The sequence below is a fragment of the Lentzea tibetensis genome, from assembly GCF_007845675.1.
Taxonomy (GTDB): Bacteria; Actinomycetota; Actinomycetes; order Mycobacteriales; family Pseudonocardiaceae; genus Lentzea; species Lentzea tibetensis.
Genome location: NZ_VOBR01000017.1, coordinates 166,461 through 190,340, shown reverse-complemented (window position 1 = coordinate 190,340; position 23,880 = coordinate 166,461). Strand labels below are relative to the sequence as shown.

The window sequence follows — 23,880 nt, the reverse complement described above, 5'->3', positions numbered from 1 at the left end:
GGTCCGCACCGAAGTAATGCCGAGGTCGTGAGCACACACTCCCTTCGGTACCGAAGATCGGAGTCGATTGCGGTGACCACGCCACTAGTCGGACGTGACGAGGAACTGTCCTACCTGCGCGGACTGCTCACCCAGGCGGTGGGCGGCACCGCGTCGTGCGTGGTGATCGCCGGTGGCATCGGGGTCGGCAAGACCGCACTGCTCGACGCGCTGACCGCCGAAGCCCAGCAGCTGGGCTTCAAAACGCGGTCCGCCCGGTGCTCCCGGCTGGAGAGCCACCTCGGTGGCGGCGTCGTCCGCCAGCTCGCCGCGTGCCTCGACAACGAGCTGGACCTCAACGAGCTGCACGAGCGCGTCATCGGCACGGTCCGCAAGGCCCCGCTCCTGCTCGCGATCGACGACATCCAGTTCGCGGACAGCTGGTCGCGGCGCGCGCTCGCGTTCATCCGTCCCCGCCTCGACGGCTTACCCGTGGTCATCGCGCTGTGCACCGCGCAGGGCCACCTCGCGCTGGACGAGGTGTCGCTGCCCGAGATCACCGGCGCCAACCCGCACCGCGTCGACCTCACCGGACTCGACCTGGACGCCGTCGCGCAGCTGACCGACCGCGACCCGGTCGCCTGCCACGCCGCCACCGCGGGCAACCCCTACCTGCTGCACGAGCTGCTGCGCGAACCCGGCGACCCGAGGACGGCCGCGTCGGCGGCGGTCGGCGAGATGATCCGGGTCCGGCTGCGCGAGTTCGACGGCGCCGCCGAGGTGGCGCGCTCCGCGGCCGTGCTCGGCGACGACGCGGGCATCGAGCTGCTGTCCGCGCTCACCGGCTTCGACGCGCTGCCGTCGGTCGACCCGCTGGTGCGGCTCGGCATCCTCGCCGACACCGACCCGCTGACGTTCGCGCAGCCGTTCGTCCGCAACAGCATCCTCGCCGACATGCCGGTTGCCGTCCGGTCCGCGGGGCACGCCCGCGCGGCGTGGCTGCTGTTCGAGTCCGACGCACCCGACGAGCGCATCGCGGACCACGTGCTGCGCGCGCGGTCCGTGCGGCTGCCGTGGGCGGTCGACGTGTTGCGCGACGCCGGCGGCATCGACCACCTCGAACGCGCGCTCGACGAGCACCTGTCCGACGAGGACCGCCTGGCCGTGCAGGTCGACCTGGGGCACGCCCGGCACCTGCTCGACCCCGCCGAGGGCAGGGACATGATGCGCGACGCGCTCGCCCGCGCCGAGGACCCGCACCTGGCCGCGACCACCGCGCTGAAGCTCATCCAGCGGATGTGCAGCTCGTCCGACGCGCACCTGGCCGTGTCGCTCGCGATCCTGGTAGTCGGACGGCTCATGCCCGAGGACCGCGACCTCGTGTGGCACATCGTCTGCATCACCTACCTCACCGCCGCGGGCCGCGAGCCGCAGATGGCGCACTGCGCCGCCAAGTACTACGAGGACCTCGTCGGCGAGACGCCCGAGGACGCGGCGCTGCGCCGGTCCCGCGCCGCGCTCGTCGCGATCGGCCACGCCCGGCGCGGCGACTCGGCTGCCGAGGCCGTCGAGGAGGCCCGGCTGGCGCTCGACGGCGAGTGGGTCGACGTGCTCGGCGAGCCCTACGCGTTCACGTTCCTGCTGCCCGTCCTCACCGACGACCCGGTGAACACCGGGCGGTTCTGGCGCGCGCTGAGCAGCGCGCCCGTCTCCTACGACCCGCACCTGCGGCACGGCATGCTGACCATGGTCGCGCGCGGCGCCGGGTTCCACTCGTCCGGCGACCTCGCCCGCGCGTACACGTTCCTGTCGTCACCGGTCGCGGCGCACGAGAACGGTGCCGAGTGCCCGGTCATCCTGCTGTGCGCCGCGCGGCTCGCCGAGGTGTGCATCGAGCTCGGCCAGTTCGACGAGGCGCTGCCGCTCGTCGCGCACGACGGAGAACTGTTGCAGCACAACCACATCCGCTACGCGCGCGGCAGGCTCAAGCTGGCGTCGTGCCACGCGGAGGGTGCGCTGGAGGACCTGCTGGAGTGCGGCCGCAGGCTGGAGCAGCACGGCGTCACCAACCCCGCGGTCCTGCCGTGGCGGCACCACGCGGTGCGCGCGCACATCGCGCTCGGCAACCGCGACGAGGCGGCCAGGCTCGCGCACGAGGACCTGGACCTGGCCAAGCAGTGGGGCACGCCGCGAGCGGTCGGCACCGCGTTGATGGGCGTGGGCTTCAGCACCGACGACCTCGGCGTCCTCACCGAGGCGGTCGAGGTGCTCGGCTCCTCGCAGCACAAGCTGCTGCAGGCCCAGTCGCTCTACTGGCTCGGGCTGTACCTGCGCCGCAAGGGCAAGGCCGATGAGGCGCAGCCGCACCTGCGCAAGGCGCTGGACATCGCCCGCGCGTGCGGCGCGAACCCGCTGGGGAAGCTGATCGCCGACGAAGCGCGCGACGAGGACGTGCAGATGCACGGCCTCACCAAGCAGGAGAACCGCGTCGCGCGGATGGCGGCGCAGGGTCTCACCAACCGGCAGATCGCCGAGACCCTGCACCTCACCCGACGCACGGTCGAGCTGCACCTGTCCGGCGTCTACCGGAAGCTGGGCATCACGGGACGAGCTGAGCTCGTCGCCGCCTTGTGGTCCTGACGACGATCAGCAGGCCGGCGAGCAACGCCATCAGCACGACGGTGACGCCCGCCGACAGCAGCAGGAACTCGTTCAGCTGACCACCCGCGAGGTAGGCGCCGAGGAAGACCGCCACGACGGCGCACACCGCACGGTCCATGATGGACTCCATCGACAACAGCGTTGCCCGGTAACGAGAATCCGGGATCGCGTCGTTGAGGAGCTTCTTCTGGATGGGGAAGCTCATGCCCGCCGTGACGGAGAACAGGCACAGCAGCACGACCGTCAGCACGCCGCCGGCGGGCACGACGAACCCGATCGCCAGCGCCATCACGATCGTCAGGCCGAACACGGACTTCGCCGGGCCGATCTTCTTCGACAGCCAGTGCGGCCGCGCCGCGGCGACCGCCTCGAAGATCGTCATCGCGGCGAGCACCGAGCCGTACCAGTTGACCGAGATCTCCTTGGACTCCAGCACCGGCTGGAACAGGTTGACCTGCAGGATGCGCACCAGCGTGAACATCGCGATGCCCTGGATCATCAGCAGCAGCAACCAGCGCGACTTCTTCAACGCGCCGAACGCACCGCCGACACCGGCCAGCAGCTTGGACGTCTTGCCCTCTGGGCGTTTCCAGCCCGGGATCGGCGGCAGCTTCAACGCCAGCACGACCGCGATGGCCGCGTTGATCGCCGTCAGCCAGTACGGCGACGGCATGTTCCACTGCATCAGCAGGCCGATGATCGGCCAGTACACGATCTTGCCGACCAGGCTGTACGACCGTCCGACGCCTTCCACCTTGAGGTACAGGTGGCCCGCGTCGTGCGCGTGCAGGTACTCGTACAGGTACGCGCTCTGCGCACCGGAGATGAGCGACCGGGCGAGCGCGATCAGCAGGAAGTGCACGAGGAACCCGGTGTAGTTCCCCGCGAACACCGGCACCATGTTCGCCACGACGAGCACGCCCGCGCCGAGCCACAGCGACGTGCGGTAGTCGAAGCGGTCCGCGACCATGCCGGTCGGGATCTCCATGAGGCAGAACGCGATGTAGTAGATCGACTGGATGCCGAAGATCTGCGCGTCGGTCATGCCGAGCTGCTTCTGGTACTCGTAGAAGATCGGCACCCAGAGCAGCAGCCCGAAGAAGAACTGGAAGCCGTACGTCAGGCGGACGGCACGCGCCACATCCGGAGTCGCCGGTACGCGAAGACCCAGCATCAGATCGAGTACGGCCGCAGCTGGAGGACGTAGATGATCTCGTCGGTGGCGAGCCACTCGATGTCGACCGGCGAGTCGAACGTGTAGTCCGGCGAGAAGTGCGACTGGAGCAGCCGCCCGACGACCGCGAGGCGCTGCAGCTGGTCGAGCGCGGCCTCGTGCAGGTCCTCCTCGGCGTCACCCAGGGAAACCGTGCGGCCACCACCCTCCACAGTGGAGTAGAGGTACTGCATCGGCAGCGTCGAGCCTTCGACGACGTCGGTGACCTTCGGCGAGACGTTGACGTAGACGTTGCGGAAGTCGTTGCGGTTCATCGGGTTCGTCGTGACGAGCACGCCGCCGAAGTCCGCGTTGACCTGCTCCTGGATCACGACGCCCATGAAGCAGTCGTCCAGTGAGATGCCCGCCTGCTGACGCAGCCGCACGCTGCGCGCGGACACCAGCGACGCCCACACGTCCTTCACGCTCTCGACGATCTTCTCGGCCGACGAGACGTGGTTGTACGACTCGTAGATGCCCGCCGCGGAGAACCCGGCGAGGTCCTCGGCGTTCGACGAGCTGCGCACGACGAAGTGGCGCACGCCCGCGAGGTGGCTGATCAGCGCGGTGTCCAGCTCGCTCAGCAGGAAGTCCGGCACCTTGGTGGCGCGGATGAGGCGCTGCAGCTCGACGCAGAGCGGCTCGATCTCCTTGGCGTTGAGCTCGAGCGCCATCTTCAGCTTGCCGATCGCCTGCTGGATCTTCGGCGACGACTGGAGGAACCTCTGCTGCATCGAGAACGGCAGCGCGATGCCGCGCGGCACGCGGACCCGCTTCGCGAGCAGCTGCTGCGCGGCGGCGACCAGGTCCGCGTGCTCCGGCACGTCCAGCAGGCGCGCCAGGTACGGCAGCAGGTTGTCCCGCGGCGGGCGCGGCACCTGGAAGAAGCCGAGCAGGCGGCGCGGGGACTCGGTGCGCAGCACGTGGTGCAGCTCGCCGAGGTTCGCGGCCTTGGTGCCGTAGCGGTTCGCGTCGTTGTAGCGGATCTCGCCGAGGCCGACGATCGGGTTGTAGATCGACTCCGGCTCCTCCAGCGAGATGCGCTGGGCGTACCAGGCCGGGCGCTGGCCGATGTCCTCCGGCTCGTCGATCAGCCGCAGGCCGACGCTCGCGCTCGCCGGGGTGACGTCGTACTCGACCCACTGGCCGTCGAGGTTCTCCCGGTCGATGAGGTCGAACGCGCCGATCTGGATGGCGTTCGGGATCGACCAGCCGGTCGCCAGGACGTTGGTGTGCGACAGGGGAGTCGTGTGGTGGGCGTTGATGATGCCCGCGAGGCGCGGAATGTCGTCCGGCACGCGGTGCATGACCACGATGTCGTACCACTCGAGCGTGTTCGCGCGGTACTCGGCTTCGGTGCGGAACGCGCGCAAACGGCCACGCGTCTTTCCGGAGTTCAGTGCGACGAACTGCGCCGTGGAGAACAATTCGTGGGCGAGGATGCGGGGGAGCCGGTCGGCGGGGAGTTCCGCGACGGACTGTTCCTGAAGGTGGTTCGCCGGCTTGAAGAGCAGCGTGAGCGACGGGTCCAGGTGGTCGCGCACGAATCCGTAGAAGAACTCGATCATGTCCGAGGACATGGTGTCGACCTCGACGGTCTCCAGCGAGAAGAGCTTGCGGTCCGCACGCACGTGCAGCGAGAGAATGCCCAGGTAGAAGCGCCTGTCAGCGGCGTGGTAGAAGGTCTGGTTGTACTCGTCGATGGAGGCCTGCATGTCCTCCTTCGACACACCCAGGATCTCCTCGCCGATGTAGATGGCGTGGAACGCGTGGCGCGCGTTGTTCAGGAAGTGAACCGTGGAGTTCTGCCGGTCGACGACCACCTTGACGAACGAATAGCCCCCGAGACTTCCGGAAAGCTGGTTGAATGCGGACAGCGTGAGCTGTTCGCCCACCAATGCGGCGACGTCGGCTTCCTGGACCGGCACACCTGCTCCTCTCGTGCTTCATTGCAACGAGCAAGTGTGACATGTTGATCTTTAGATGTATTCCGCGAGAAAATCTCAATAGGCGGCCTGTTCCTGTCCCGTGGGACGGGTGTACCACTCCGTGGGTTGAACGGAGGGTTAACGCCACATCAACACTGGTGACGTGGCGTTAACCACAGTTCACGCGCTGAGTGACGAGGCGGCTGCCGCGAGTGCTTCGACGCGGTCCCAGTCGCCCGCCGCGAGCGCGTCCTTCGGCGCCAGCCACGAGCCGCCGACGCACCCGACGTTCGGCAGCTTCAGGTAGTCCGGCGCCGACTGCGGGGTGATGCCGCCGGTCGGGCAGAACCGGACGTGCGGGATCGGCCCGCCGATGGACTTCAGGTAGTCGACGCCTCCCGCGGCCTCGGCGGGGAAGAACTTGAGCGCGGTGAGCCCGCGCTCGGCCAGCCGCATCACCTCGGACACCGTCGCCGCGCCGGGCAGGAACGGCAGCCCGGTCGCCTCGGCGGCGTCCAGCACCCGGTCCGTCGTGCCCGGCGTGACGAGGAACCGCGCACCCGCCTTCGCGGCCTGCTCGGCGTGCTCGGGCGCGGTGACGGTGCCCGCGCCGATCACGATGTCCGGCACCTCGGCCGCCACCCGCTCGATGGCCTCCAGCGCGGCGGGGGTGCGCAGGGTCAGCTCGATCACGCCGATCCCGCCGCGCAGCAACGCCCGCGCCAGCGGCACCGCGTGGCTCGCGTCGTCCACGACGACGACCGGGATGACGGGGGACAGTCCGAGCAGGTCCGCTCCGGTGGTCACTGTCTTCTCCTACTCACGAAACGTTGCGGGCGAAGTGGTCCGCGGTGATCGGGCCGAAGACGGTCGCACCCCGGTCGGCGGGCCCGACGGTGCGGCGCAGCGCGGCGAAGAGCTCCCGGCCGGTGCCGACCCACTCGCGGCCGGTCGCCGGGAAGTCCACCAGCGGCCGGTTCGCCAGCTCGACGGCGTCCACCACGACCTCCAGCGTGCCCCGGTTCGCGTCGAGACGCACGAGGTCGCCGTCGTTGACACGGGCGAGCGGGCCGCCGACCGCGGCCTCGGGCGTCAGCTGGATGGCGGCCGGGATCTTGCCGGACGCACCGGACATGCGGCCGTCGGTCACCAGCGCCACCTTGTGGCCGCGGTCCATCAGCACACCCAGCGGCGGCGTCAGCTTGTGCAGTTCCGGCATGCCGTTGGCCTGCGGGCCCTGCATGCGCACCACGACGACGACGTCGCGGTCGAGCTCACCGGCCTTGAAGGCGTCCTGGAACGCCTCCTGCGTCGTGAACACCCGCGCGGGGGCCTCGACGACCCGGTCCGCCTCGGCGACGGCCGACACCTTGATGACCGAGCGGCCCAGGTTGCCGGACAGCATGCGCATGCCGCCGTCGGGCGCGAACGGGTCGTGCGCCGGGCGCAGCACGTCGAGGTCGAGGCTGCGGCCGGGACCGTCGCGCCACACCAGCGCGCCGTCGATGAGCGCGGGTTCCTGCCGGTACCGGTCGAGTCCGGGGCCGGCGACGGTGTGCACGTCCTCGTGCAGCAAGCCTGCGTCGAGCAGCGTGCCGACGACGAACTGCACGCCGCCCGCGGCCTGGAAGTGGTTGATGTCCGCGCCGCCGTTGGGGTAGACGCGGGCGATCAGCGGGACGATCGACGACAGGTCGGAGAAGTCGTCCCAGCTCAGGTCGATGCCCGCGGCAGACGCGATGGCGACGAGGTGCATCGTGTGGTTGGTGGAGCCGCCGGTGGCGAGCAGCGCGACGACGCCGTTGACGACCGCCTTCACGTCCACGATCTGCGCGATCGGCGTGTGCTCCGGCCCGCGGCTGATCTGGACGGCGCGCGTGCCCGCGTACTCGGTCAGCGCGGTGCGCAGCGTGGTGCCGGGCGGGACGAAGCTCGCTCCCGGCAGGTGCAGGCCCATGACCTCGACAACCATCTGGTTGGAGTTCGCGGTGCCGTAGAACGTGCAGGTGCCGGGCGAGTGGTAGGACTGCGCCTCCGCTTCGAGGAGCTCCTCGCGGGTCGCGCGGCCCTCGGCGTAGAGCTGCCGGACGCGCGCCTTCTCCTTGTTGGAGAGACCGCTGGCCATCGGGCCGGCCGGCACCAGGATCGCAGGCAGGTGGCCGAAGCTGAGCGCGCCGATGAGCATGCCGGGCACGATCTTGTCGCACACGCCGAGCATGAGGTTGGCGTCGAACATCTCGTGCGACAGCGCGACGGCCGTCGACATCGCGATCACGTCGCGGCTGAACAGGGACAGCTCCATGCCGTCGCGGCCCTGGGTGATGCCGTCGCACATGGCGGGCACACCGCCCGCGAACTGGGTCACGCCACCCGCGGCGCGCACCGCGTCCTTGATCAGCGCCGGGTAGTCCTGGAACGGCTGGTGCGCCGACAGCATGTCGTTGTAGGACGACACGATCGCCACGTTGGGCTTGCGCAGCGCGCGGAGCGCGGCCTTGTCGCCGCCGGTGATGCCTGCGAAGCCGTGGGCGAGGTTGCTGCAGGCGAAGCCGGACCGGGAGGTGCTGTCCTGCGTGGCGGCCGCGACGCGGTCCAGGTACACGCGGCGGCTCTCGGCGCTGCGTGCCGCGATGCGGTTGGTGACCGCTGTCAGCACGGGATGCAGATCGCTCATGGGTGTCTCCGGGGTTATCACGGGCCGTGGTGGGGCCCTGTCGAGACGACAACCTTGGCGTCCCACGGACGGGCGTGACGCCACACACCGTAGGTGAAGGGTGGCCCCGGTCGCAAAATCGATTCAGTAGGTGGGACGGAGAAACTTACCTGTGGTGCTTGTCACGTGACGGCGATCACGGCAGAGTGCCACTCACGACCTTGGGACGGAGGTGCCCACATGACATCCACGGAGATCGTCGAACTGCGCCGGGTCATCGGACAGCTTCGCCACTGCGTGTCCAACCTGCGCGGGCGGTACGGCGACGTGGCCGCGGTCCAGCGGCTCGCGAACGACGTCGAGCGCATGGACATCGACGCCACCGAGCTCGTCGACATGGACAGCACACCGCGCCAGCGCGAGGCCCCTCAGGTCGAACGGGAGGTGGTCGTCGTACCCGACACGCCCTACGACGAGTCGCTTTGGAAGGACGCGGACGACGAAGGGCTCGGCGGGTACCGTCACCGCACCTGACCCAGCGGTATAACTACGGCCCCCGCCTGGCGCGGGGGCCGTACCCGTTCAACCACAGCGAAGTGGAACGAAAGGTGAGGCATGTCGAGGGCTGAGATCGCCGCTCGGACGTTGCGCACTGACCGGTGGTGGCTGCCGCCCCTGACGACGTTCGTCGGGCTGCTGCTGATCTCGATCTACGCGGCGTTCCGGACGTTCCAGGGCGACTTCTACTGGGTGGACCAGTACCACTACCTCACACCGATGTACTCGCCGTGCCTGAGCCAGGAGTGCCTGCCCGCGGCGGCGCACTTCGGGACACCGCTGCCCGAGCTGCCCGGCTTCCTGACGCCGCCGGTGATCATCCTGCCGTTCCTGCTCGGGTTCCGGGTGACCTGCTACTACTACCGCAAGGCCTACTACCGGGCCGCGTGGATGTCGCCGCCCGCGTGCGCCGTGGCCGAGCCGCACGTCAAGTACACCGGTGAGACGAAGTTCCCGCTGATCGCGCAGAACCTGCACCGCTACTTCTTCTACGCGGCGTCGCTCCTGCTGCTGATCAACATCTACGACGCGATCGTCGCGTTCGGCACGGGCGTGGGTCTCGGCAACATCGTGCTGCTGGCCAACGTGACCCTGCTCGGCGCGTACACGCTGTCGTGCCACTCGTGCCGGCACATCGCGGGCGGGCGGCTGAAGCACTTCTCCAAGCACCCGGTCCGGTACTGGATGTGGACCCAGATCTCGAAGCTCAACAACAAGCACATGCAGTTGGCCTGGGCGTCGCTGATCTTCGTGTGCCTGACCGACCTGTACGTCGCGCTGGTCGCCTCGGGGACGATCTCCGACCTCCGGTTCATCAACTAAGGAGCACTGCTTTGCCTGAGGTGGAACGGCATTCGTTCGACGTTCTCGTGATCGGTGCCGGTGGCGCCGGGCTGCGTGCGGCGATCGAGGCCCGTGAGCACGGCATGCGCACGGCGGTGCTCTGCAAGTCGTTGTTCGGCAAGGCTCACACCGTGATGGCCGAGGGCGGCATCGCGGCGGCGATGGGCAACGTGAACTCGTCCGACAGCTGGCAGGTGCACTTCCGCGACACGATGCGCGGCGGCAAGTTCCTGAACAACTGGCGCATGGCCGAGCTGCACGCGCAGGAAGCACCGCAGCGGGTGTGGGAGCTGGAGACCTACGGCGCGTTGTTCGACCGCACCGCGGACGGCCGCATCTCGCAGCGCAACTTCGGTGGCCACGAGTACCCGCGGCTCGCGCACGTCGGCGACCGCACGGGTCTCGAGCTGATCCGCTCGCTGCAGCAGAAGATCGTGTCGTTGCAGCAGGACGACTTCGCGGAGACCGGCGACTACGAGTCGCGGCTGAAGGTGTTCCAGGAGTTCACCGTCACCGACCTCGTGCAGGACGACGGCGCGATCTCCGGCGCGTTCGGCTACTGGCGGGAGTCCGGCCGGTTCGTGCTGTTCGAGGCGCCCGCGGTGATCCTGGCGACCGGCGGCATCGGCAAGTCGTTCAAGGTGACGTCGAACTCGTGGGAGTACACGGGCGACGGGCACGCACTGGCGCTGCGCGCGGGTGCGTCGCTGATCAACATGGAGTTCATCCAGTTCCACCCGACCGGCATGGTGTGGCCGCCGTCGGTGAAGGGGATCCTGGTCACGGAGTCCGTCCGCGGTGACGGTGGCGTGCTGCGCAACTCCGACGGCAAGCGCTTCATGTTCGAGTACATCCCCGAGGTGTTCAAGGACAAGTACGCGGACAACGAGGCCGAGGCGGACCGCTGGTACACCGACCAGGCCAACAACCGGCGCCCACCGGAGCTGCTGCCGCGCGACGAGGTCGCGCGCGCGATCAACTCCGAGGTGAAGGCCGGTCGCGGAACTCCGCACGGCGGCGTCTACCTCGACGTGTCGACGCGCCTGCCCGCCGAGGAGATCCGGCGCAGGCTGCCGTCGATGCACCACCAGTTCAAGGAACTGGCCGACGTCGACATCACCGCGCAGCCCATGGAGGTCGGCCCGACCTGCCACTACGTCATGGGCGGCGTGCAGGTCGACCCGGACACGGCGGCGTCGTCGGTGCCGGGCCTGTTCGCGTGCGGCGAGGTGTCCGGCGGCATGCACGGCTCGAACCGGCTCGGCGGCAACTCGTTGTCCGACCTGCTGGTGTTCGGCCGTCGTGCCGGTGAGGGCGCGTCTTCCTACGTGCGCGGCCTGACCACGCGTCCGTCCTGTTCGGACGCGGCCGTGCAGGAGGCCGCCGCGGTGGCGCTGGCTCCGTTCGAGGCGGAGGGCGGGGAGAACCCGTACACGCTGCACATGGAGCTGCAGCAGTCGATGAACGACCTGGTCGGCATCATCCGGCGCGCGGGCGAGATGGAAGAAGCCCTGCAGCGCCTGGAGAAGCTGAAGGAGCGGGCCGCGTCGCTGACCGTCGAGGGGCACCGGCAGTTCAACCCCGGCTGGCACCTGGCGCTGGACCTGCGCAACATGCTGGTGGTGTCCGAGTGCGTCGCTCGCGCGGCGTTGCTGCGCACCGAGTCGCGCGGCGGTCACACCCGCGACGACTTCCCCGGCATGGACTCGTCGTGGCGGCGCAAGCTGCTGGTCTGCTCCACGTCCGACTCCACGGTCTCGGTCGAGGAGGAGCCGCAGATCCCGATCCGGTCCGATCTGCTGGACCTGTTCGAACGCACCGAGCTGGAGAAGTACCTCACCGCTGAGGAGTTGTCATGAGCTACCAGGGACAGTTCCGGGTGTGGCGCGGTGACGACACCGGCGGCGCGCTCGAGGACTTCACCGTCGAGGTCAACGAGGGTGAGGTCGTGCTCGACATCATCCACCGGCTCCAGGCCACCCAGGCGCCGGACCTCGCGGTGCGCTGGAACTGCAAGGCGGGCAAGTGCGGCTCGTGCTCGGCCGAGATCAACGGCAAGCCGCGCCTGCTGTGCATGACGCGCATGTCGATCTTCTCCGAGTCGGAGACGATCACCGTGACGCCGATGCGCACGTTCCCGGTGATCCGCGACCTGGTGACCGACGTGTCGTACAACTACACGAAGGCGCGCCAGATCCCGTCGTTCCAGCCGCCGAAGGACCTCGCGCCGGGCGAGTACCGGATGCAGCAGGTGGACGTGGAGCGCTCGCAGGAGTTCCGCAAGTGCATCGAGTGCTTCCTGTGCCAGAACACGTGTCACGTCATCCGTGACCACGAGGAGAACAAGGAGTCCTTCTCGGGCCCGCGTTTCCTCATGCGGGTGGCTGAGCTGGAGATGCACCCGCTGGACACGGCGGACCGGGTCGACCAGGCGCAGGAGTCGCACGGGCTCGGGCTGTGCAACATCACCAAGTGCTGCACCGAGGTGTGCCCCGAGCACATCCAGATCACCGACAACGCCCTCATCCCGATGAAGGAACGTGTCGCGGACCGGAAGTACGACCCGATCGTCTGGCTGGGCAACAAGCTCTTCCGGCGGTCCTAGCAGCGTCTCGGGAAAGCCCCCTTCACCACGTTGGTGTAGGGGGCTTTCCCGACGAGGCGCTAGTTCGGGTAGTAGCAGAGCTCCCGCATCGCGCGTGCCGTGCTGGCGGCGATGCCGGTGACCCGCTGGCCGGGGTTGATGGCGGGGATCAGCAGCCTGCCGTTCGCGTTGTAGATCTCCCAGGGCACGCTCGTCGTGTTGTGGATCGAGCGGGCGCCGTTCGGCTGCGAGGAGTGCGGGAGGGCGTAGCAGCGCGTGGCGGTGCCGTAGGCCACCTTGGTGCCGTTGAGGTTCGCGCCCGCGTAGAGGCACAGGCGGGCGTTCGGACAGGGCGCGGCGCTGGCGCTGCCCGGTGTGATCAGCGCGGCGACGGCGAAAGCGGCCGCTGCGGCGGCCATCGTCTTTTTGATCATGTTGTGTACGACGCCCGGTGGGTGTGCGGGGTTGCACGGTTCCGGGCCGAACGACTCTATGCGGATCCGTGACTAGCGCTTGCTACGGGGAGTGTCCACTGTGGCGCTCTCGGTGGGCGAACAAGCGATCGAGCTGTCGGTCGACCTCATCGAAGAGGCGCTCGTCGCCTGGAAGGATGGGCGACGTGGCGCGTGACCTCTTCAAGGAGTACCAGCGTTCGGCGTTCAGGCTGGAAACACGGCAGATCTACAACATGCCGCGCGAGCAGGAAACTTTCACAAATTCCTGCGCGGTGAGCCGTACAACGACGATGACCAATCAACTCTGGCCTGGATGGAGACCGTCACGTCGAACATCGCTGCAGGCAAGACGATGCAGCGGGCGAAGTGCCGCGGAACACGGAAGCCGGCGAGGACTACCGCATCGTCGACATCACCGATCGGCAACTCGACCTACCGGACCTGGACTTCTGGCTGTTCGACGAGTCGATCGTCCTGCTGATTCACTTCAACGACGACGACACGTTCCGGGAGAGGGAGATCTTGGAGAGCCCGCCCGACCTCGCGAAGTACCTCGGTTGGCGGGACTACGCGCTGGAGCACTCCGTACCTTTCAGTGTCCCAGTCGAAGATAAGCCGCATCGAACGCGGCAAAATCCTGCCATCTGTCGCCGATGTGGAACGCATTGTCACAGCGCTGGCAGTGCCCCGTGACGTCGCCGCGGAGCTGTTGGCATTGGCTCGCATGGCCAACGTCGACTACGTTTCCTATCGCACGTATGCGAGTATCGGGTTGTGGAAGGTCCAGGCCGACATCAAATCGCTCGCTGAATCATCGAGCGTGGTGCGCCAGTTTCTTCCAGCCATGCCGGGCGGCCTGGTGCAGACACCCGAGTACGCGCGGTTGGCGCTGACCCCCAACGTGCCCAGCCGACCGGCGCGCGATGTGGAGAAGGCGGTGCGGGCTCGACTGGATCGCCAGCAGGTGTTGGACGACACGTCGAAGACCTTCATCATCCTCATGACAGAGCAGGCAGTCCGCTGGCGCTACTGCGATCGCGGGGTGATGGCCCGGCAGGTGGAGCACATGGTGCGTGTCGCGTCGCGACCCAATGTGGAGATCGCGATCCTCCCGCTGGCGGCGCAGGTGGCATCCTGAGCCCTCAACGTGTTCGTCATCTACGACGATCGGCTCGTGTCCGTCGAGTTGTTCTCCGGCGCGGTTTCGCTGCGCGAGCCACAGGAAATCCAGTATCACCTCGAACTGTTCGAGTATGCGAATTCCCCGAAGCGATGAGCGCCATCCTCGAGCTGGTGGCCGCCGGCTTCAGGATGTTCCCGCTGGGCGACCCGGACTGCCCGGAGTCACTCGTCTACATGAGGGAACGCGGGCATGCTCGGGACATGATCCGGGTATACGGACCCGGCGAGTGCGAAGCGGTCCGGATGGTGCACAGGACTCTCACGAGGCGGACCGAGGGAACGACGCAGCAGGTGGTGACGGTGGTGCTCGGCTGGTCGGTGCTCGACGTGTGGGGGAGGTGACCGGGATGCGCGGAACAGACGGTGAGGGCTCTGGCGGCTGCGACGGAGGCACGTCCTCGTAGAGGTCAGACCGCGGACGGCGTGACCAGGCCGGACTCGTACGCCATGACGACGGCCTGGGCTCGCGACGACAGCCTGAGCTTCGTCATCACGCGGTTGAGGTGCGTCTTCACGGTGCCCTCGGTAACGGTCAGCCTGGTTGCGATGGCGGCATTGGTGATGCCGGTGCCGACCAGGCGCAGCACCTCGCGCTCGCGGTCGGTCAGCCCGTCGAGTCCGACCGGCGCGACGACGTCGCGGCGCAGGAACGACTCGACCAGGCGGCGGGTGATCGTCGGGCCGAACAGCATGTCGCCCGCCGCGACGGTCGCGATCGCGGACAGCAGGCGGGCGGGCTCGGCCTCCTTGAGCACGAAACCGCAGGCGCCCGCGCGCAGCGCGTCGTAGACGTACTCGTCGAGGTCGAACGTCGTCAGCATCAGCACGCGGGCGGACGAGCCGGCCGCGACTATGCGTTCCAGCGCGGCGATGCCGGACACGCCGGGCATGCGGATGTCCATCAGGATCACGTCCGGGCACAGCGACGCCGCCAGCTCGACGGCACGGCCGCCGTCGCAGGCCTCGCCGACGACCTCGACGCCCGGTGCGGCGGCCAGCAGCGCCACCAGTCCCGCGCGGAACAACGCCTGGTCGTCGACGACGAGCACGCGAGTCATCGGTCTCCTCCCCCAGAGGATCACGGCAACGGCACGGTCAGTTCCACGACGAAGCCGCCATCCGCCCGCGGCCCGGCCACGAGCGCCCCGCCGTAGATCCTGGCGCGCTCGGACATGCCGATCAATCCGTGACCGTTGCCGGTTGACCGAGTCGGGTGCACAGGTGGTGAGTTGGCCACAATGGCGGACAGCCGGTCCGGCGAACAGGTCAGCGCCACCTCCGCCGAGGCGCCCGGCGCGTGCTTGATGACGTTGGTCAGCGCCTCCTGGACGACCCGGTAGACCGCGACCTGCAAGCCGGACGGCAACGCCGAGGTGTCACCGCCGACCTCCAGCGACACCGGAACGCCGGTCTGCCGCACGCGGTCGGCGAGCGACGGCAGCCCGGACAGCGCGGGCGCGGGCTCGTCGGGTGCCTCGGACGTGCGCAGCAGGTGCAGCAGGCGGCGCATCTCCTCCAGCGTGGCGCGTGACGTGGTGCCGATCGTGCCGACGGCCGCGCGGGCGGTGGGCGGGTCGGTGTCGAACACGTAGTCCGCGAGGCCGGACTGCATCGAGATGACCGCCAGGTGGTGCGCGACGACGTCGTGCAGCTCGCGGGCGATGCGCAGGCGTTCCTCGGTGAGCGCGCGGGCGGTGTGCCGGTCCTGCTCCTGGCGCAGCTGCGCGGTCACCGCGGCCAGCTGGCGGGACACGTCACCGAGCATCCACGCGGCGGCGGGCACGACGGCGCCCTGCGCCCAGGCGACCGCGACCGGGAAACCCGGCACGAGCAGTCCGCTGTAGACGGTCGTGGCGCCGGCGAGCACCGCGCACAACGCCGTCTCGCCCGCCGGGCGCAGCGCGGCCACGGTGTAGAACGCGAGCACCGGGCCCCACCAGTTGAACGTCGGCTGGTAGCCGGAGAACAGGTACAGCACGAAGAACCCGGTGGTCGTCAGCAGCATCGCGACCGGGTGCGTGCGACGCACCGCGAGCGGCAGGCAGGCGCCCGCGCTGAGCAGGTACGCCAGCCAGTCGAACGAGCGCCAGTCCGGCGGGTGGAACGTGGCTCCGATCAGGCACACCGTGGCGAACAGCGCCACGGTCAGCACCGCGTCCACGCGCTTGACCATCGGCGCAGCGTATCCGGGTGATCGGCCGGACGGCGTCACACCGGCGGTGTACCGCGGAAGTTGACGGCGTCTCCACTCGCCGTGAGACGACGACGTGCCCGCGCCGCCCTAGCGTGCTGAGCATGCGAATCGCCAAGATCGCCCTGTTCGTCGGAGTCCTCTTAGGACTGCTGGCGGGCACGTCGAACGCCGCGCCCGCCAAGCTGACCCACGCCCAGGCCACCGCGAAGTAAGGACACCACGTGAAGCGAACCGTCATCGCGGTGCTCGCGGCGTTCGGCCTCGTGCTGACCGCGGTACCGGCCAGCGCGGCCTCGACCACGATCACCGTGCCGTTCAAGCACAACCAGATCACCTGGTTCACCACGCCGCGCACGATCACCGTCGCGGGCTCCGACATCGACGCCAGGGTCGCGCTCGGCGGCGTCATGCAGATGGCCTGGTACAAGTGCGGCGACCGCAACACCCGCGGCGCTTTCGTGACCATGGAAGAACACCGCAAGCACGTCGGCACGAACTTCCGCGCGGGCACGCGGTTCTGCCTCGCGTCCAACAGCCTCTACACCGAGGGCACCGTCGGAGGAACGCTGTGGTGGAGCGGGCACTGATCGTCCTGGGCCTGCTGCTGCTCGCCGCGTGCGGGCAGCAGCAGGCTCCGGCCCTGCGCGTGCTGGACCAGCAGCAGTACACGGCCGCGCTGCACGAGCAGTACAAGGCCTTCCAGTGGCCCGCGGACCGCAGGCCGGACCTCGCCGTGCTGGCCGAACGCAGCGGGCCCGGTGACGCGAAGATCCAGGCGGGCGGGGAGACCGTGGTGCTGGAGATCGCCAACTCGTGCGCCTGGTACCTGACCTGGGACGCCGCTCGCGCGCGAGGCGACGCGGAGGCGGAACGGCTGGCGTTCAAGGTGATCGACGAGGTGCTGCCGACCTACACGCCGCAGGACCCGGCCGGGCAGAAGTACGCGCGCGACACCGCGGTGAAGGCGAAGGCGGGCGACAAGTCCATGGTGGACGATTTCGTGGCGGCGAACTGCGACACCGTGCGCTGGCTCTGACTGTCACACTCCGTGGTTGACACCTCACTTCAGGCCACGCTATGTTCGATCTGCCTGCACATGGCCAACTCTGGGGGGAGTTCCAATGTGGAAGTTCTTGCCGTGTCCGCGATCGCGGTTGTCACGGCCGCGATGTGCCTTCTGACGGTCGCACCCGCACAAGCGCTGCCGGAGACCGTGACGGTGCAGTTCCGCAGCGTCTACATCGACTGACTCGAGTTTCCTGGGGGAAAATCGTGTTGCGAAAGATTCTGTCAGTTCTTGCTGCCGCGGCCACGCTCAGCGTGGTGATGGCGGTACCCGCTCAGGCCGCCAACGCGGTGAAGTGCCAGCCGTGGGACAGCAACGCACGCTTCCGGATCTTCCTCAGCGACGGCTACCAGATCTGCGTCCTGGGGCACGGTCGTGTCGAGCTGGACCAGGGGAACGTCGTCATGGTGCGCACCGGTGACAACACCGGCGCATACGACTACTGGGACAGCGACGGCTACATGACCACCCGGTCGTTCCGTCAGTACGCGGAGCACAACCTGAACCACGTGAAGCTCCACAGCGTCTACATCGACTGATCATCCTCTAGCGAAATGGGTGGAGAGACTTTCGCGCGGTGACGACGCGAAGTGGTTGACACCTCGTTGGAGGGGCGATAGCGTCATTTGCGCGTCTGTAACGCGGCAACTCTGGGGGAGTTTGTATGCGTAGATTTCTTGCTGCATCCGTAGTGGCGACCGCGCTGACTGCCGTAATGGCGGTTCCGGCCTACGCTGCCGACGTCGTTCCGTGTAAACCGTGGCATACCCACTATTGGTTCAAGATTGAGACGACCAGTGGCTGGTTCTGTGTCGAAGGGCGTGGTCGGGCCGAGTTTCGAATGGGTGGCGTGAAGCAGGTGCGTACCGGCAACAACACCGGAGCCTACGACTACATCGACACCGACGGTTATATGACGACCCGTTACTTCGGCAAGTTTCAGGCGCACGATCTGAACTACGTGCAGTTCAACAGTGTGTACATCGACTAGTAGCTGCAAATTCTGGGGGATTTGATGCGCAAGAAGATGTTCGTTTCTGCTGCCGTGGCGGCTGTGGCCGCGAGTACGGTGCTGGTGAGTCCCGCGCAGGCCGCCACTCTCGGCCCCTGCAGTCCCGGCAACAACCGGGTTTTCCGGATCACGGTGTCGAACGGAGCGCGGATTTGTGTCGGCGGTCAGGGCCGACTCGAGAAGGATATTTCGAACGTGGTGAAGATTGAGTCTCAGACCAGGACCGGCGCCTATGACTACATCGACACCGACGGTTTCATGACGACCAGGTCCTTCCGGGGAGGCGCGGTTCACGACTTGAACTCTGTCACGTTCCACAGCGTCTATCTCGACTGATTCGACGAGGAAGAAGTCCCTGAGTCCGGGAATTCGGACTCAGGGACTTCTCTTTGTTGGCCGTTCTTCATCGGGTCGTCGACGGATCGGATCCGGGTTTGTTCGGTGTTGCCTCGCCCATCGTGACGAACCACTTGTCGTCGACCTTCTTGAGCACCAGTCGTTCGTCGTAGGGTTGCTTGTTCGTGTCGACGCCGACCACGTGCGCGTTGGCCATGACCGGTCCGAAGTCCTTGGTGATGTCCACGGTGTCGACCGAGATTCCCCTGCCGCCCTTGTTCGAGACGAAGGTCGCGTAGTCGAACTGCACCGGCGACTGCGCAATTCTTTCGAGTGCAGCCGCGTCGCGATTGTTCAGGGCGGAGATGTAGGCGTCGACCGCGCCGCGTTCGTTCTCCGCTCCCTGGTCGGACCCGGCGCAACCGGTAGTGACCAGTGCGGCTGCAATGAGATAGGCGAAGCGGGCAGGGCGATTAACGCCCTGCCCGCCATTCCTTTTCCTGTGCATACTTCCAGGTTACACCGAATCAGGTCCGGTGGGAGTACCACCAGGCATTCGGGTTCTCATTGATAAGGTGTGCCAGTCGCTTGTTGAGCTCCGGTCCGGAGTGGTAAGTGAGATACCGGTCGACCGTGTCCACCTGGGTCACGAGCATCGTGTGGTCGACGATGTTGTCCCTGTCCCAGTCGGCCTGCAGCACATCTGCGAACCCCATGTCGTAGACGTACGGCAGGATCCACGTCCGGCCGGAGCCGGTCGCGAACCAGTACCAGTTCTCCGCACCCGCCCAGGTGTAGGAGGTCGTCCAGGTCCAGTTCCCGTAGTACCAGGCGCCGTTGCTGGTGCGGTCACCGTCGACCGGCTCCCAGCCACCCGCCCTCATGGCCTGCGAGATGAAGTTCGTGCAGTCCTGGTCGTACGTCCGGTAGGCGGGGTTGGACGAGTACACGTACCTCTTCGCGTACTCGGCCATCGCGTAGTAGTCGTACGCGGCCGTGATGACCTTCTGCGCCCGTTGGCCGTCGGCGGGCTTGGCGACGTCCGACCGCGTCTTACCCGGCCCTGCCTGCCCGGTGGTCGGCACCGACGACGTGAACTGGGTCGACGGTGCGGGCGCACCGGTGGTCAGCTCGGCCTTGACCTCCGCGAGCTGCCAGCCGCTGCTTCCGCGAACCAGCTCGAGCGTGTGCGGCAACGCGAACCACTCGAACTTGGGCGAGCTCGCGTCGGTCACCTGGAAGTACAGCTTGGTGCTCTCGAGGACGCGCACCGTTGCCCGCCGCCCGTTGGCGGCGACGTCCAGCTTCTCGACGGTCGTGGCGACCTCGGCGTGCGAGAAGCCGCAGTCGATGTCCTGCAGCTTCTTGCGGCGCTCGTCGAGCCGGGCGGTGTCCCCCTTCAACTCGTTCGACAACTCCGTGGTCGTGGTGACCGTGAATCCTGCGGTCTGCGGCCGGTTGGTCAGCCGGTCCGCCCGTTGCTGAAGATAGCGCTGCGACAGCTCGGAAATCTGTCGTGCGTCATCGGCCGACTGATTCGGTGGAGCGGCATTGACGTTCACGCCCATGGCGAGCGAAACCGTTGTCGCGAGGACTGCCCCGATCGTGACCGTTTTGCATCTCATTCTGCGAGGCCTTTCGTCGTGAAAACGCAGGCATCAACAGAGATTTGTGAAAGAATTGGAGCAAGAGACTCTTCTCCGACAATCGGCTTGCTCCGCCACGAACCCCCATTCGTGCCCCCAGGCTTCCAGTATGCCGGGAAGGTGATCTGCCGCGATACTCCATTCGGCTCAAATGTGTCAAAAGGCCTCCTGTGCTCAGGAATCGAGCGCAGGAGGCCTTGCGGAGTAGTCGAACCTCAGAGTGCACATGGGTGACAAGGGGGCCGCTCGGCGAACCGGCGGCCCCTCTCGTACACCTGTCAGACCTGGCCCATGGCGCTGCCCGCGACGACGTTGCCCGCGTCGCCGGTGTCGATCGGCAGCACCTTCTTGCTGCGGCGGTTGCGCTTCTCCAGGTAGGTGGCGAACCACGACAGCAGCAGGCACAGTCCGATGTAGATGGCCGAGGCCACGATGATCACCGGCACGTACGGCCTGCCGAACAGCAGCTGGCCACCGAGGTCGCGTGCCCAGTCGAGCAGCTCCTCGTAGGTGATGATGAAGCCGAGCGCGGTGTCCTTCAGCAGCACGACGAGCTGGCTGATGATCGTCGGCAGCATGGCGCGCAGCGCCTGCGGCAGCAGGACGAGCACCATCACCTGGGTCTTGCGCATGCCGAGCGCGTACGCCGCCTCGCTCTGGCCCTTGGGCAGCGAGTTGATGCCCGCGCGGAACACCTCGGCCAGCACCGACCCGTTGTAGAGGGTCAGGCCGAGCACCACGGCCATGAACGGCGACATCTTGATGCCGATCGTGGGCAGGCCGTAGTAGAAGAAGAACATCATGATCAGCAGTGGCACGGCGCGGAAGAACTCGACGACCACTGTGGACGGACCGCGCCAGAACACGTGGTCCGACAGGCGGGCCGCCGCGAACACCGCGCCGAACAGCATCGCGAGCACCGCGCCGACGGCGAACGCGCGCAGGGTGTTCAGCAGGCCGTTGAACAGGGCCTCCTGCTGCACCCGGTACTCGGCCCAGCTCCACTTGCGCGCGGTGAACTGGCCGGTGTCGTAGAACCGGTAGATCACGTACGCGAGCGCGCCGAGCAGGACGGCGATGCCGACGACGGTGAGGATGCGGTACCGGAGCCGGGCGCGCGGGCCCGGCACGTCGAACAGGACCGAGCTCATCGGGCCACACTCCATCGCTTCTCGAGCACGCGCTGCAGCAGCGTCAGCGGGATCACCAGCACGACGAATCCGAACGCGATCCACGTCAGGCCGAGCAGCATGTTCGCACCCTGCTCGGACAGCGAGTCGCGGATCGCGCCCGCCTCGGACACCGAGAAGCCCGCGGCGATCGTGGTGTTCTTCAGCAGGGCGATCAGCGTGCTCACCAGCGGCGGCACCACCGAACGCAGTGCCTGCGGCAGCACCACGCTGCCGAGCATCTGCGGGAACGTGAGCCCGAGCGCGCGGGACGCCTCGGCCTGGCCGACCGGAACGGTGTTGATGCCGGAGCGCACGACCTCGCAGATGAACGCCGAGGTGTACAGCGTCAGCGCCACGATCGCGCTGGTGAAGAAGTCGAACTTGATGATCTCCAGGTACGGGTACGCGAAGACGAAGAACCCGAACACCAGCGTCAGCGGCGAGTTGCGCACGACGGTCACGTACGTCGTGCCGATGGCGCGGAACACCGGGACCGGGCTGACCCGCAGCATCGCGAGGAACGTGCCGAGCAGCAGCGACAGCACGGCGGAGTACAGGAACAGCTGGAGCGTGGTGGCGAAGCCGTCCCGGAACAGCGTGAGGTTGTTGGTGAGGACGCCCATGGAAATCCTTGCCGTCGTTCAAGAAACGGAACGGCCGGTGGACCCGCGCACGAGTCCACCGGCCGCGGGCAGCGTCAGTACCGCTCGAGAGCGGGCTTCTCCGACTTCGCACCGGACTTGCCGAGGGTGCTGTCGTAGATCTTCAGCCAGGTGCCGTCGTCCAGCGCGGCCTGCAGGGTGTCGTTCACCTTGTCGCGCAGGACCTTGTCGTCCTTCGCCAGGCCGATGCCGTAGGGCTCGGTGGAGAACAGCTTGCCGACGACCTTCAGCTTCTCGGGCTCCTGGGCGGCGTAGCCCTTGAGGATCGCGTCGTCCGTCGTGACGGCGTCGACCTCACCGTCGAGCAGCTTGGTCACGCACTGCGAGTAGCCCTGGAACTCGACGATGTTCTCCGGCTCGGTGAGCTTCTCGTCCTTGATCCGCTTGATCGGCGTCGAGCCGGTGACCGAGCAGACCTTCTTGCCCTTGAGGGTGTCCTTGCTGGTGATGGCGCTGTCGGCCTTCTTCACCAGCAGGTCCTGGCCGGCGACCAGGTACGGCCCGGCGAAGGACACCTTCTCCTTGCGGGCGGCGTTGATGGTGTACGTGCCGACGTAGTAGTCGACGTCACCGTTGATGAGAGCCTGCTCGCGCGCGGCGGACTGGATCGTCCGGAACTGGATCTTGTCAGCCGGGTAGCCCAGCTTCGCGGCGACCAGCTTCGCGATCTCGATGTCGAAGCCGCTGTACTGCCCCGTGGTCGGGTCCTTGTACCCGAGGAACGGCTGGTCCTCCTTGACGCCGACGACCAGGGCGCCACGGGCCTTGATCTTGTCGAACGTCGGCGAACCCTCGATCTTGACGTCCTTCGCGACCTCGAACGCGGCAGTCGAGCCGCCCGTGTCGCCAGGGGTGCCCTCCTTGCCGCACGCGGTCAGGGCGAGACCACCTGCCAGCAGCAACGCCGCAAGGGTGCGAACCCTCATCGTCCTTCTCCTGCCTTGTCAGTTCAGCTAGCGGACTTCAGTGCGTCAGGATCTTGCCAAGGAAGTCCTTCGCGCGGTTGGACTTCGGCGCCGAGAAGAACTCTTCCGGGGTCGAATCCTCGACGATCTCGCCGTCGGACATGAAGATGACCCGGTTCGCGGCCTTGCGGGCGAACCCCATCTCGTGGGTCACGACCAGCATGGTCATGCCCTCCTTGGCCAGCGTCGTCATGACGTCCAGCACCTCCTGGACCATCTCCGGGTCCAATGCGGAGGTCGGCTCGTCGAACAGCATCACCTTCGGGCGCATCGCCAGCGCGCGGGCGATCGCGGCGCGTTGCTGCTGTCCACCCGAGAGCTGGGCCGGGAACTTGTCGGCCTGGTTGGCGATCCCGACCCGCTCCAGCAACGCCATCGCCGACTTGCGGGCTTCGGCGGCGGGCGTCTTGCGCACCTTCACCGGAGCCAGCATCACGTTGTCGACGATGGATTTGTGGGCGAACAGGTTGAAGGACTGGAACACCATGCCGACATCGGCGCGGAGCTGGGCCAGTTCCTTTCCTTCCGCGGGCAACGGCTGACCGTCGATCTCGATGGTTCCGGAATCGATCGGCTCGAGCCGGTTGATGGCCCGGCACAGGGTCGACTTGCCGGAACCCGACGGCCCCAGCACGACGACGACCTGCCCCTTCGGCACTTCGAGCTGCACGTCCTTGAGCACGTGCAACGGGCCGAAGAACTTGTCCACGCCCGCCATGCGAATCATCGGCGGGGTAGAGGCGGCAGTCATCCAGTCCTCCATTTGGGGGT

The 23,880-nt window shown here is 67.4% G+C and carries 27 protein-coding genes and 1 pseudogene; 15 read left to right on the top strand and 13 right to left on the bottom strand.

All coding sequences use genetic code 11. The annotated features are described in order from the left end of the window. Nucleotides 1–72: 72 nt before the first annotated feature. Nucleotides 73–2,619, top strand: a complete 2,547-nt coding sequence (locus FKR81_RS26125) for a LuxR C-terminal-related transcriptional regulator (protein ID WP_146355412.1) — start codon at nt 73–75, stop codon at nt 2,617–2,619. On the opposite strand, the gene FKR81_RS26120 is transcribed toward FKR81_RS26125, so the two are convergent. The 4 genes from FKR81_RS26120 to edd all read right to left on the bottom strand — a co-directional run bounded on the left by FKR81_RS26120 (nt 2,579) and on the right by edd (nt 8,455). Next, complete coding sequence (locus FKR81_RS26120; RefSeq protein ID WP_146355410.1) at nt 2,579–3,814, bottom strand: MFS transporter; 1,236 nt, start codon at nt 3,812–3,814, stop codon at nt 2,579–2,581. The genes FKR81_RS26125 and FKR81_RS26120 overlap by 41 nt on opposite strands. Further along, nucleotides 3,814–5,781 carry a PEP/pyruvate-binding domain-containing protein gene (locus FKR81_RS26115; protein ID WP_146355408.1) on the bottom strand — a complete coding sequence of 656 codons (1,968 nt, stop codon included), beginning with the start codon at nt 5,779–5,781 and terminating at the stop codon, nt 3,814–3,816. Before FKR81_RS26115 ends, FKR81_RS26120 begins: the two co-directional genes overlap by 1 nt. A 180-nt stretch (nt 5,782–5,961) precedes the next feature. Further along, a complete protein-coding gene (gene eda / locus FKR81_RS26110; RefSeq protein WP_146355406.1) occupies nt 5,962–6,588 on the bottom strand; it encodes a bifunctional 4-hydroxy-2-oxoglutarate aldolase/2-dehydro-3-deoxy-phosphogluconate aldolase in 627 nt (208 codons plus the stop codon). Nucleotides 6,589–6,601: 13 nt separating this feature from the next. Beyond that, nucleotides 6,602–8,455 carry a phosphogluconate dehydratase gene (gene edd, locus FKR81_RS26105; protein WP_186763176.1) on the bottom strand — a complete coding sequence of 618 codons (1,854 nt, stop codon included), beginning with the start codon at nt 8,453–8,455 and terminating at the stop codon, nt 6,602–6,604. A gap of 219 nt (nt 8,456–8,674) precedes the next feature. On the opposite strand from edd, the gene FKR81_RS26100 reads away from it, so the two are divergent. The 4 genes from FKR81_RS26100 (at nt 8,675) to FKR81_RS26085 (ending at nt 12,440) form a co-directional block, all read left to right on the top strand. Further along, the gene (locus FKR81_RS26100) at nt 8,675–8,968 is read left to right on the top strand and encodes a hypothetical protein (RefSeq protein ID WP_146355405.1); all 294 of its coding nucleotides are present in this window, start codon (nt 8,675–8,677) and stop codon (nt 8,966–8,968) included. 81 nt (nt 8,969–9,049) lie between these two features. Beyond that, nucleotides 9,050–9,814, top strand: a complete 765-nt coding sequence (locus tag FKR81_RS26095) for a hypothetical protein (RefSeq protein ID WP_146355403.1) — start codon at nt 9,050–9,052, stop codon at nt 9,812–9,814. 11 nt (nt 9,815–9,825) lie between these two features. Continuing rightward, a complete protein-coding gene (locus FKR81_RS26090) occupies nt 9,826–11,694 on the top strand; it encodes a fumarate reductase/succinate dehydrogenase flavoprotein subunit (protein ID WP_146355401.1) in 1,869 nt (622 codons plus the stop codon). After that, the gene (locus tag FKR81_RS26085; RefSeq protein ID WP_146355399.1) at nt 11,691–12,440 is read left to right on the top strand and encodes a succinate dehydrogenase/fumarate reductase iron-sulfur subunit; all 750 of its coding nucleotides are present in this window, start codon (nt 11,691–11,693) and stop codon (nt 12,438–12,440) included. The genes FKR81_RS26090 and FKR81_RS26085 overlap by 4 nt, the downstream gene beginning before the upstream one ends. A 59-nt stretch (nt 12,441–12,499) precedes the next feature. On the opposite strand, the gene FKR81_RS26080 is transcribed toward FKR81_RS26085, so the two are convergent. Next, on the bottom strand, nt 12,500–12,853 hold the full coding sequence (locus FKR81_RS26080) for a peptidase inhibitor family I36 protein (RefSeq protein ID WP_146355397.1): 354 nt from the start codon (nt 12,851–12,853) through the stop codon (nt 12,500–12,502). 176 nt (nt 12,854–13,029) lie between these two features. On the opposite strand from FKR81_RS26080, the pseudogene FKR81_RS46045 reads away from it, so the two are divergent. The 4 genes and pseudogenes from FKR81_RS46045 to FKR81_RS26065 all read left to right on the top strand — a co-directional run. After that, a pseudogene (locus FKR81_RS46045) lies at nt 13,030–13,134 on the top strand (DUF6879 family protein); the annotation flags it as partial. A gap of 106 nt (nt 13,135–13,240) precedes the next feature. Next, the gene (locus tag FKR81_RS45845) at nt 13,241–13,567 is read left to right on the top strand and encodes a DUF6879 family protein (protein WP_328593159.1); all 327 of its coding nucleotides are present in this window, start codon (nt 13,241–13,243) and stop codon (nt 13,565–13,567) included. After that, nucleotides 13,470–14,012 carry a Scr1 family TA system antitoxin-like transcriptional regulator gene (locus tag FKR81_RS26070; protein WP_146355395.1) on the top strand — a complete coding sequence of 181 codons (543 nt, stop codon included), beginning with the start codon at nt 13,470–13,472 and terminating at the stop codon, nt 14,010–14,012. The genes FKR81_RS45845 and FKR81_RS26070 overlap by 98 nt, the downstream gene beginning before the upstream one ends. A 134-nt stretch (nt 14,013–14,146) precedes the next feature. Then, complete coding sequence (locus tag FKR81_RS26065; RefSeq protein ID WP_146355393.1) at nt 14,147–14,398, top strand: hypothetical protein; 252 nt, start codon at nt 14,147–14,149, stop codon at nt 14,396–14,398. A 65-nt stretch (nt 14,399–14,463) separates the two neighbouring features. On the opposite strand, the gene FKR81_RS26060 is transcribed toward FKR81_RS26065, so the two are convergent. Both FKR81_RS26060 and FKR81_RS26055 read right to left on the bottom strand, forming a co-directional pair. Further along, nucleotides 14,464–15,114 (bottom strand): response regulator, encoded by a 651-nt coding sequence (locus tag FKR81_RS26060; protein ID WP_146355391.1) that lies wholly within the window; start codon nt 15,112–15,114, stop codon nt 14,464–14,466. A gap of 20 nt (nt 15,115–15,134) precedes the next feature. Then, complete coding sequence (locus FKR81_RS26055) at nt 15,135–16,229, bottom strand: sensor histidine kinase (protein ID WP_146355389.1); 1,095 nt, start codon at nt 16,227–16,229, stop codon at nt 15,135–15,137. Between the two features lie 242 nt (nt 16,230–16,471). Between FKR81_RS26055 and FKR81_RS26050 the strand changes: the two genes are divergently transcribed. The 6 genes from FKR81_RS26050 to FKR81_RS26030 all read left to right on the top strand — a co-directional run bounded on the left by FKR81_RS26050 (nt 16,472) and on the right by FKR81_RS26030 (nt 18,664). Next, nucleotides 16,472–16,837, top strand: coding sequence for a hypothetical protein (locus FKR81_RS26050; protein WP_146355387.1), 366 nt, complete (start codon nt 16,472–16,474; stop codon nt 16,835–16,837). Next, entirely contained in the window at nt 16,822–17,286 is a 465-nt protein-coding gene (locus tag FKR81_RS26045) for a hypothetical protein (protein ID WP_146355385.1), read from the top strand. Before FKR81_RS26050 ends, FKR81_RS26045 begins: the two co-directional genes overlap by 16 nt. 87 nt (nt 17,287–17,373) lie before the next feature. Then, nucleotides 17,374–17,499: a hypothetical protein gene (locus FKR81_RS45675; RefSeq protein ID WP_268891581.1), complete on the top strand. Its 126-nt coding sequence runs from the start codon at nt 17,374–17,376 to the stop codon at nt 17,497–17,499. Between the two features lie 23 nt (nt 17,500–17,522). Next, entirely contained in the window at nt 17,523–17,855 is a 333-nt protein-coding gene (locus FKR81_RS26040; RefSeq protein WP_146355383.1) for a hypothetical protein, read from the top strand. 152 nt (nt 17,856–18,007) lie between these two features. Next, nucleotides 18,008–18,307 (top strand): hypothetical protein, encoded by a 300-nt coding sequence (locus FKR81_RS26035; RefSeq protein ID WP_146355381.1) that lies wholly within the window; start codon nt 18,008–18,010, stop codon nt 18,305–18,307. Between the two features lie 24 nt (nt 18,308–18,331). Continuing rightward, a complete protein-coding gene (locus tag FKR81_RS26030) occupies nt 18,332–18,664 on the top strand; it encodes a hypothetical protein (RefSeq protein ID WP_146355379.1) in 333 nt (110 codons plus the stop codon). Nucleotides 18,665–18,731: 67 nt separating this feature from the next. On the opposite strand, the gene FKR81_RS26025 is transcribed toward FKR81_RS26030, so the two are convergent. From FKR81_RS26025 to FKR81_RS26000, 6 genes are all read right to left on the bottom strand, one after another. Beyond that, a complete protein-coding gene (locus tag FKR81_RS26025) occupies nt 18,732–19,172 on the bottom strand; it encodes a hypothetical protein (protein WP_146355377.1) in 441 nt (146 codons plus the stop codon). 19 nt (nt 19,173–19,191) lie between these two features. Continuing rightward, nucleotides 19,192–20,079: an amidase domain-containing protein gene (locus FKR81_RS26020; RefSeq protein ID WP_186763175.1), complete on the bottom strand. Its 888-nt coding sequence runs from the start codon at nt 20,077–20,079 to the stop codon at nt 19,192–19,194. A 509-nt stretch (nt 20,080–20,588) separates the two neighbouring features. Next, nucleotides 20,589–21,461: an amino acid ABC transporter permease gene (locus tag FKR81_RS26015; protein WP_146355373.1), complete on the bottom strand. Its 873-nt coding sequence runs from the start codon at nt 21,459–21,461 to the stop codon at nt 20,589–20,591. Continuing rightward, the gene (locus tag FKR81_RS26010; RefSeq protein ID WP_146355371.1) at nt 21,458–22,105 is read right to left on the bottom strand and encodes an amino acid ABC transporter permease; all 648 of its coding nucleotides are present in this window, start codon (nt 22,103–22,105) and stop codon (nt 21,458–21,460) included. The genes FKR81_RS26015 and FKR81_RS26010 overlap by 4 nt, the downstream gene beginning before the upstream one ends. A gap of 74 nt (nt 22,106–22,179) precedes the next feature. Next, nucleotides 22,180–23,070, bottom strand: a complete 891-nt coding sequence (locus FKR81_RS26005) for a glutamate ABC transporter substrate-binding protein (protein WP_146355369.1) — start codon at nt 23,068–23,070, stop codon at nt 22,180–22,182. Between the two features lie 37 nt (nt 23,071–23,107). After that, complete coding sequence (locus FKR81_RS26000; protein WP_186763180.1) at nt 23,108–23,836, bottom strand: amino acid ABC transporter ATP-binding protein; 729 nt, start codon at nt 23,834–23,836, stop codon at nt 23,108–23,110. Between the last annotated feature and the right edge of the window lie 44 nt (nt 23,837–23,880).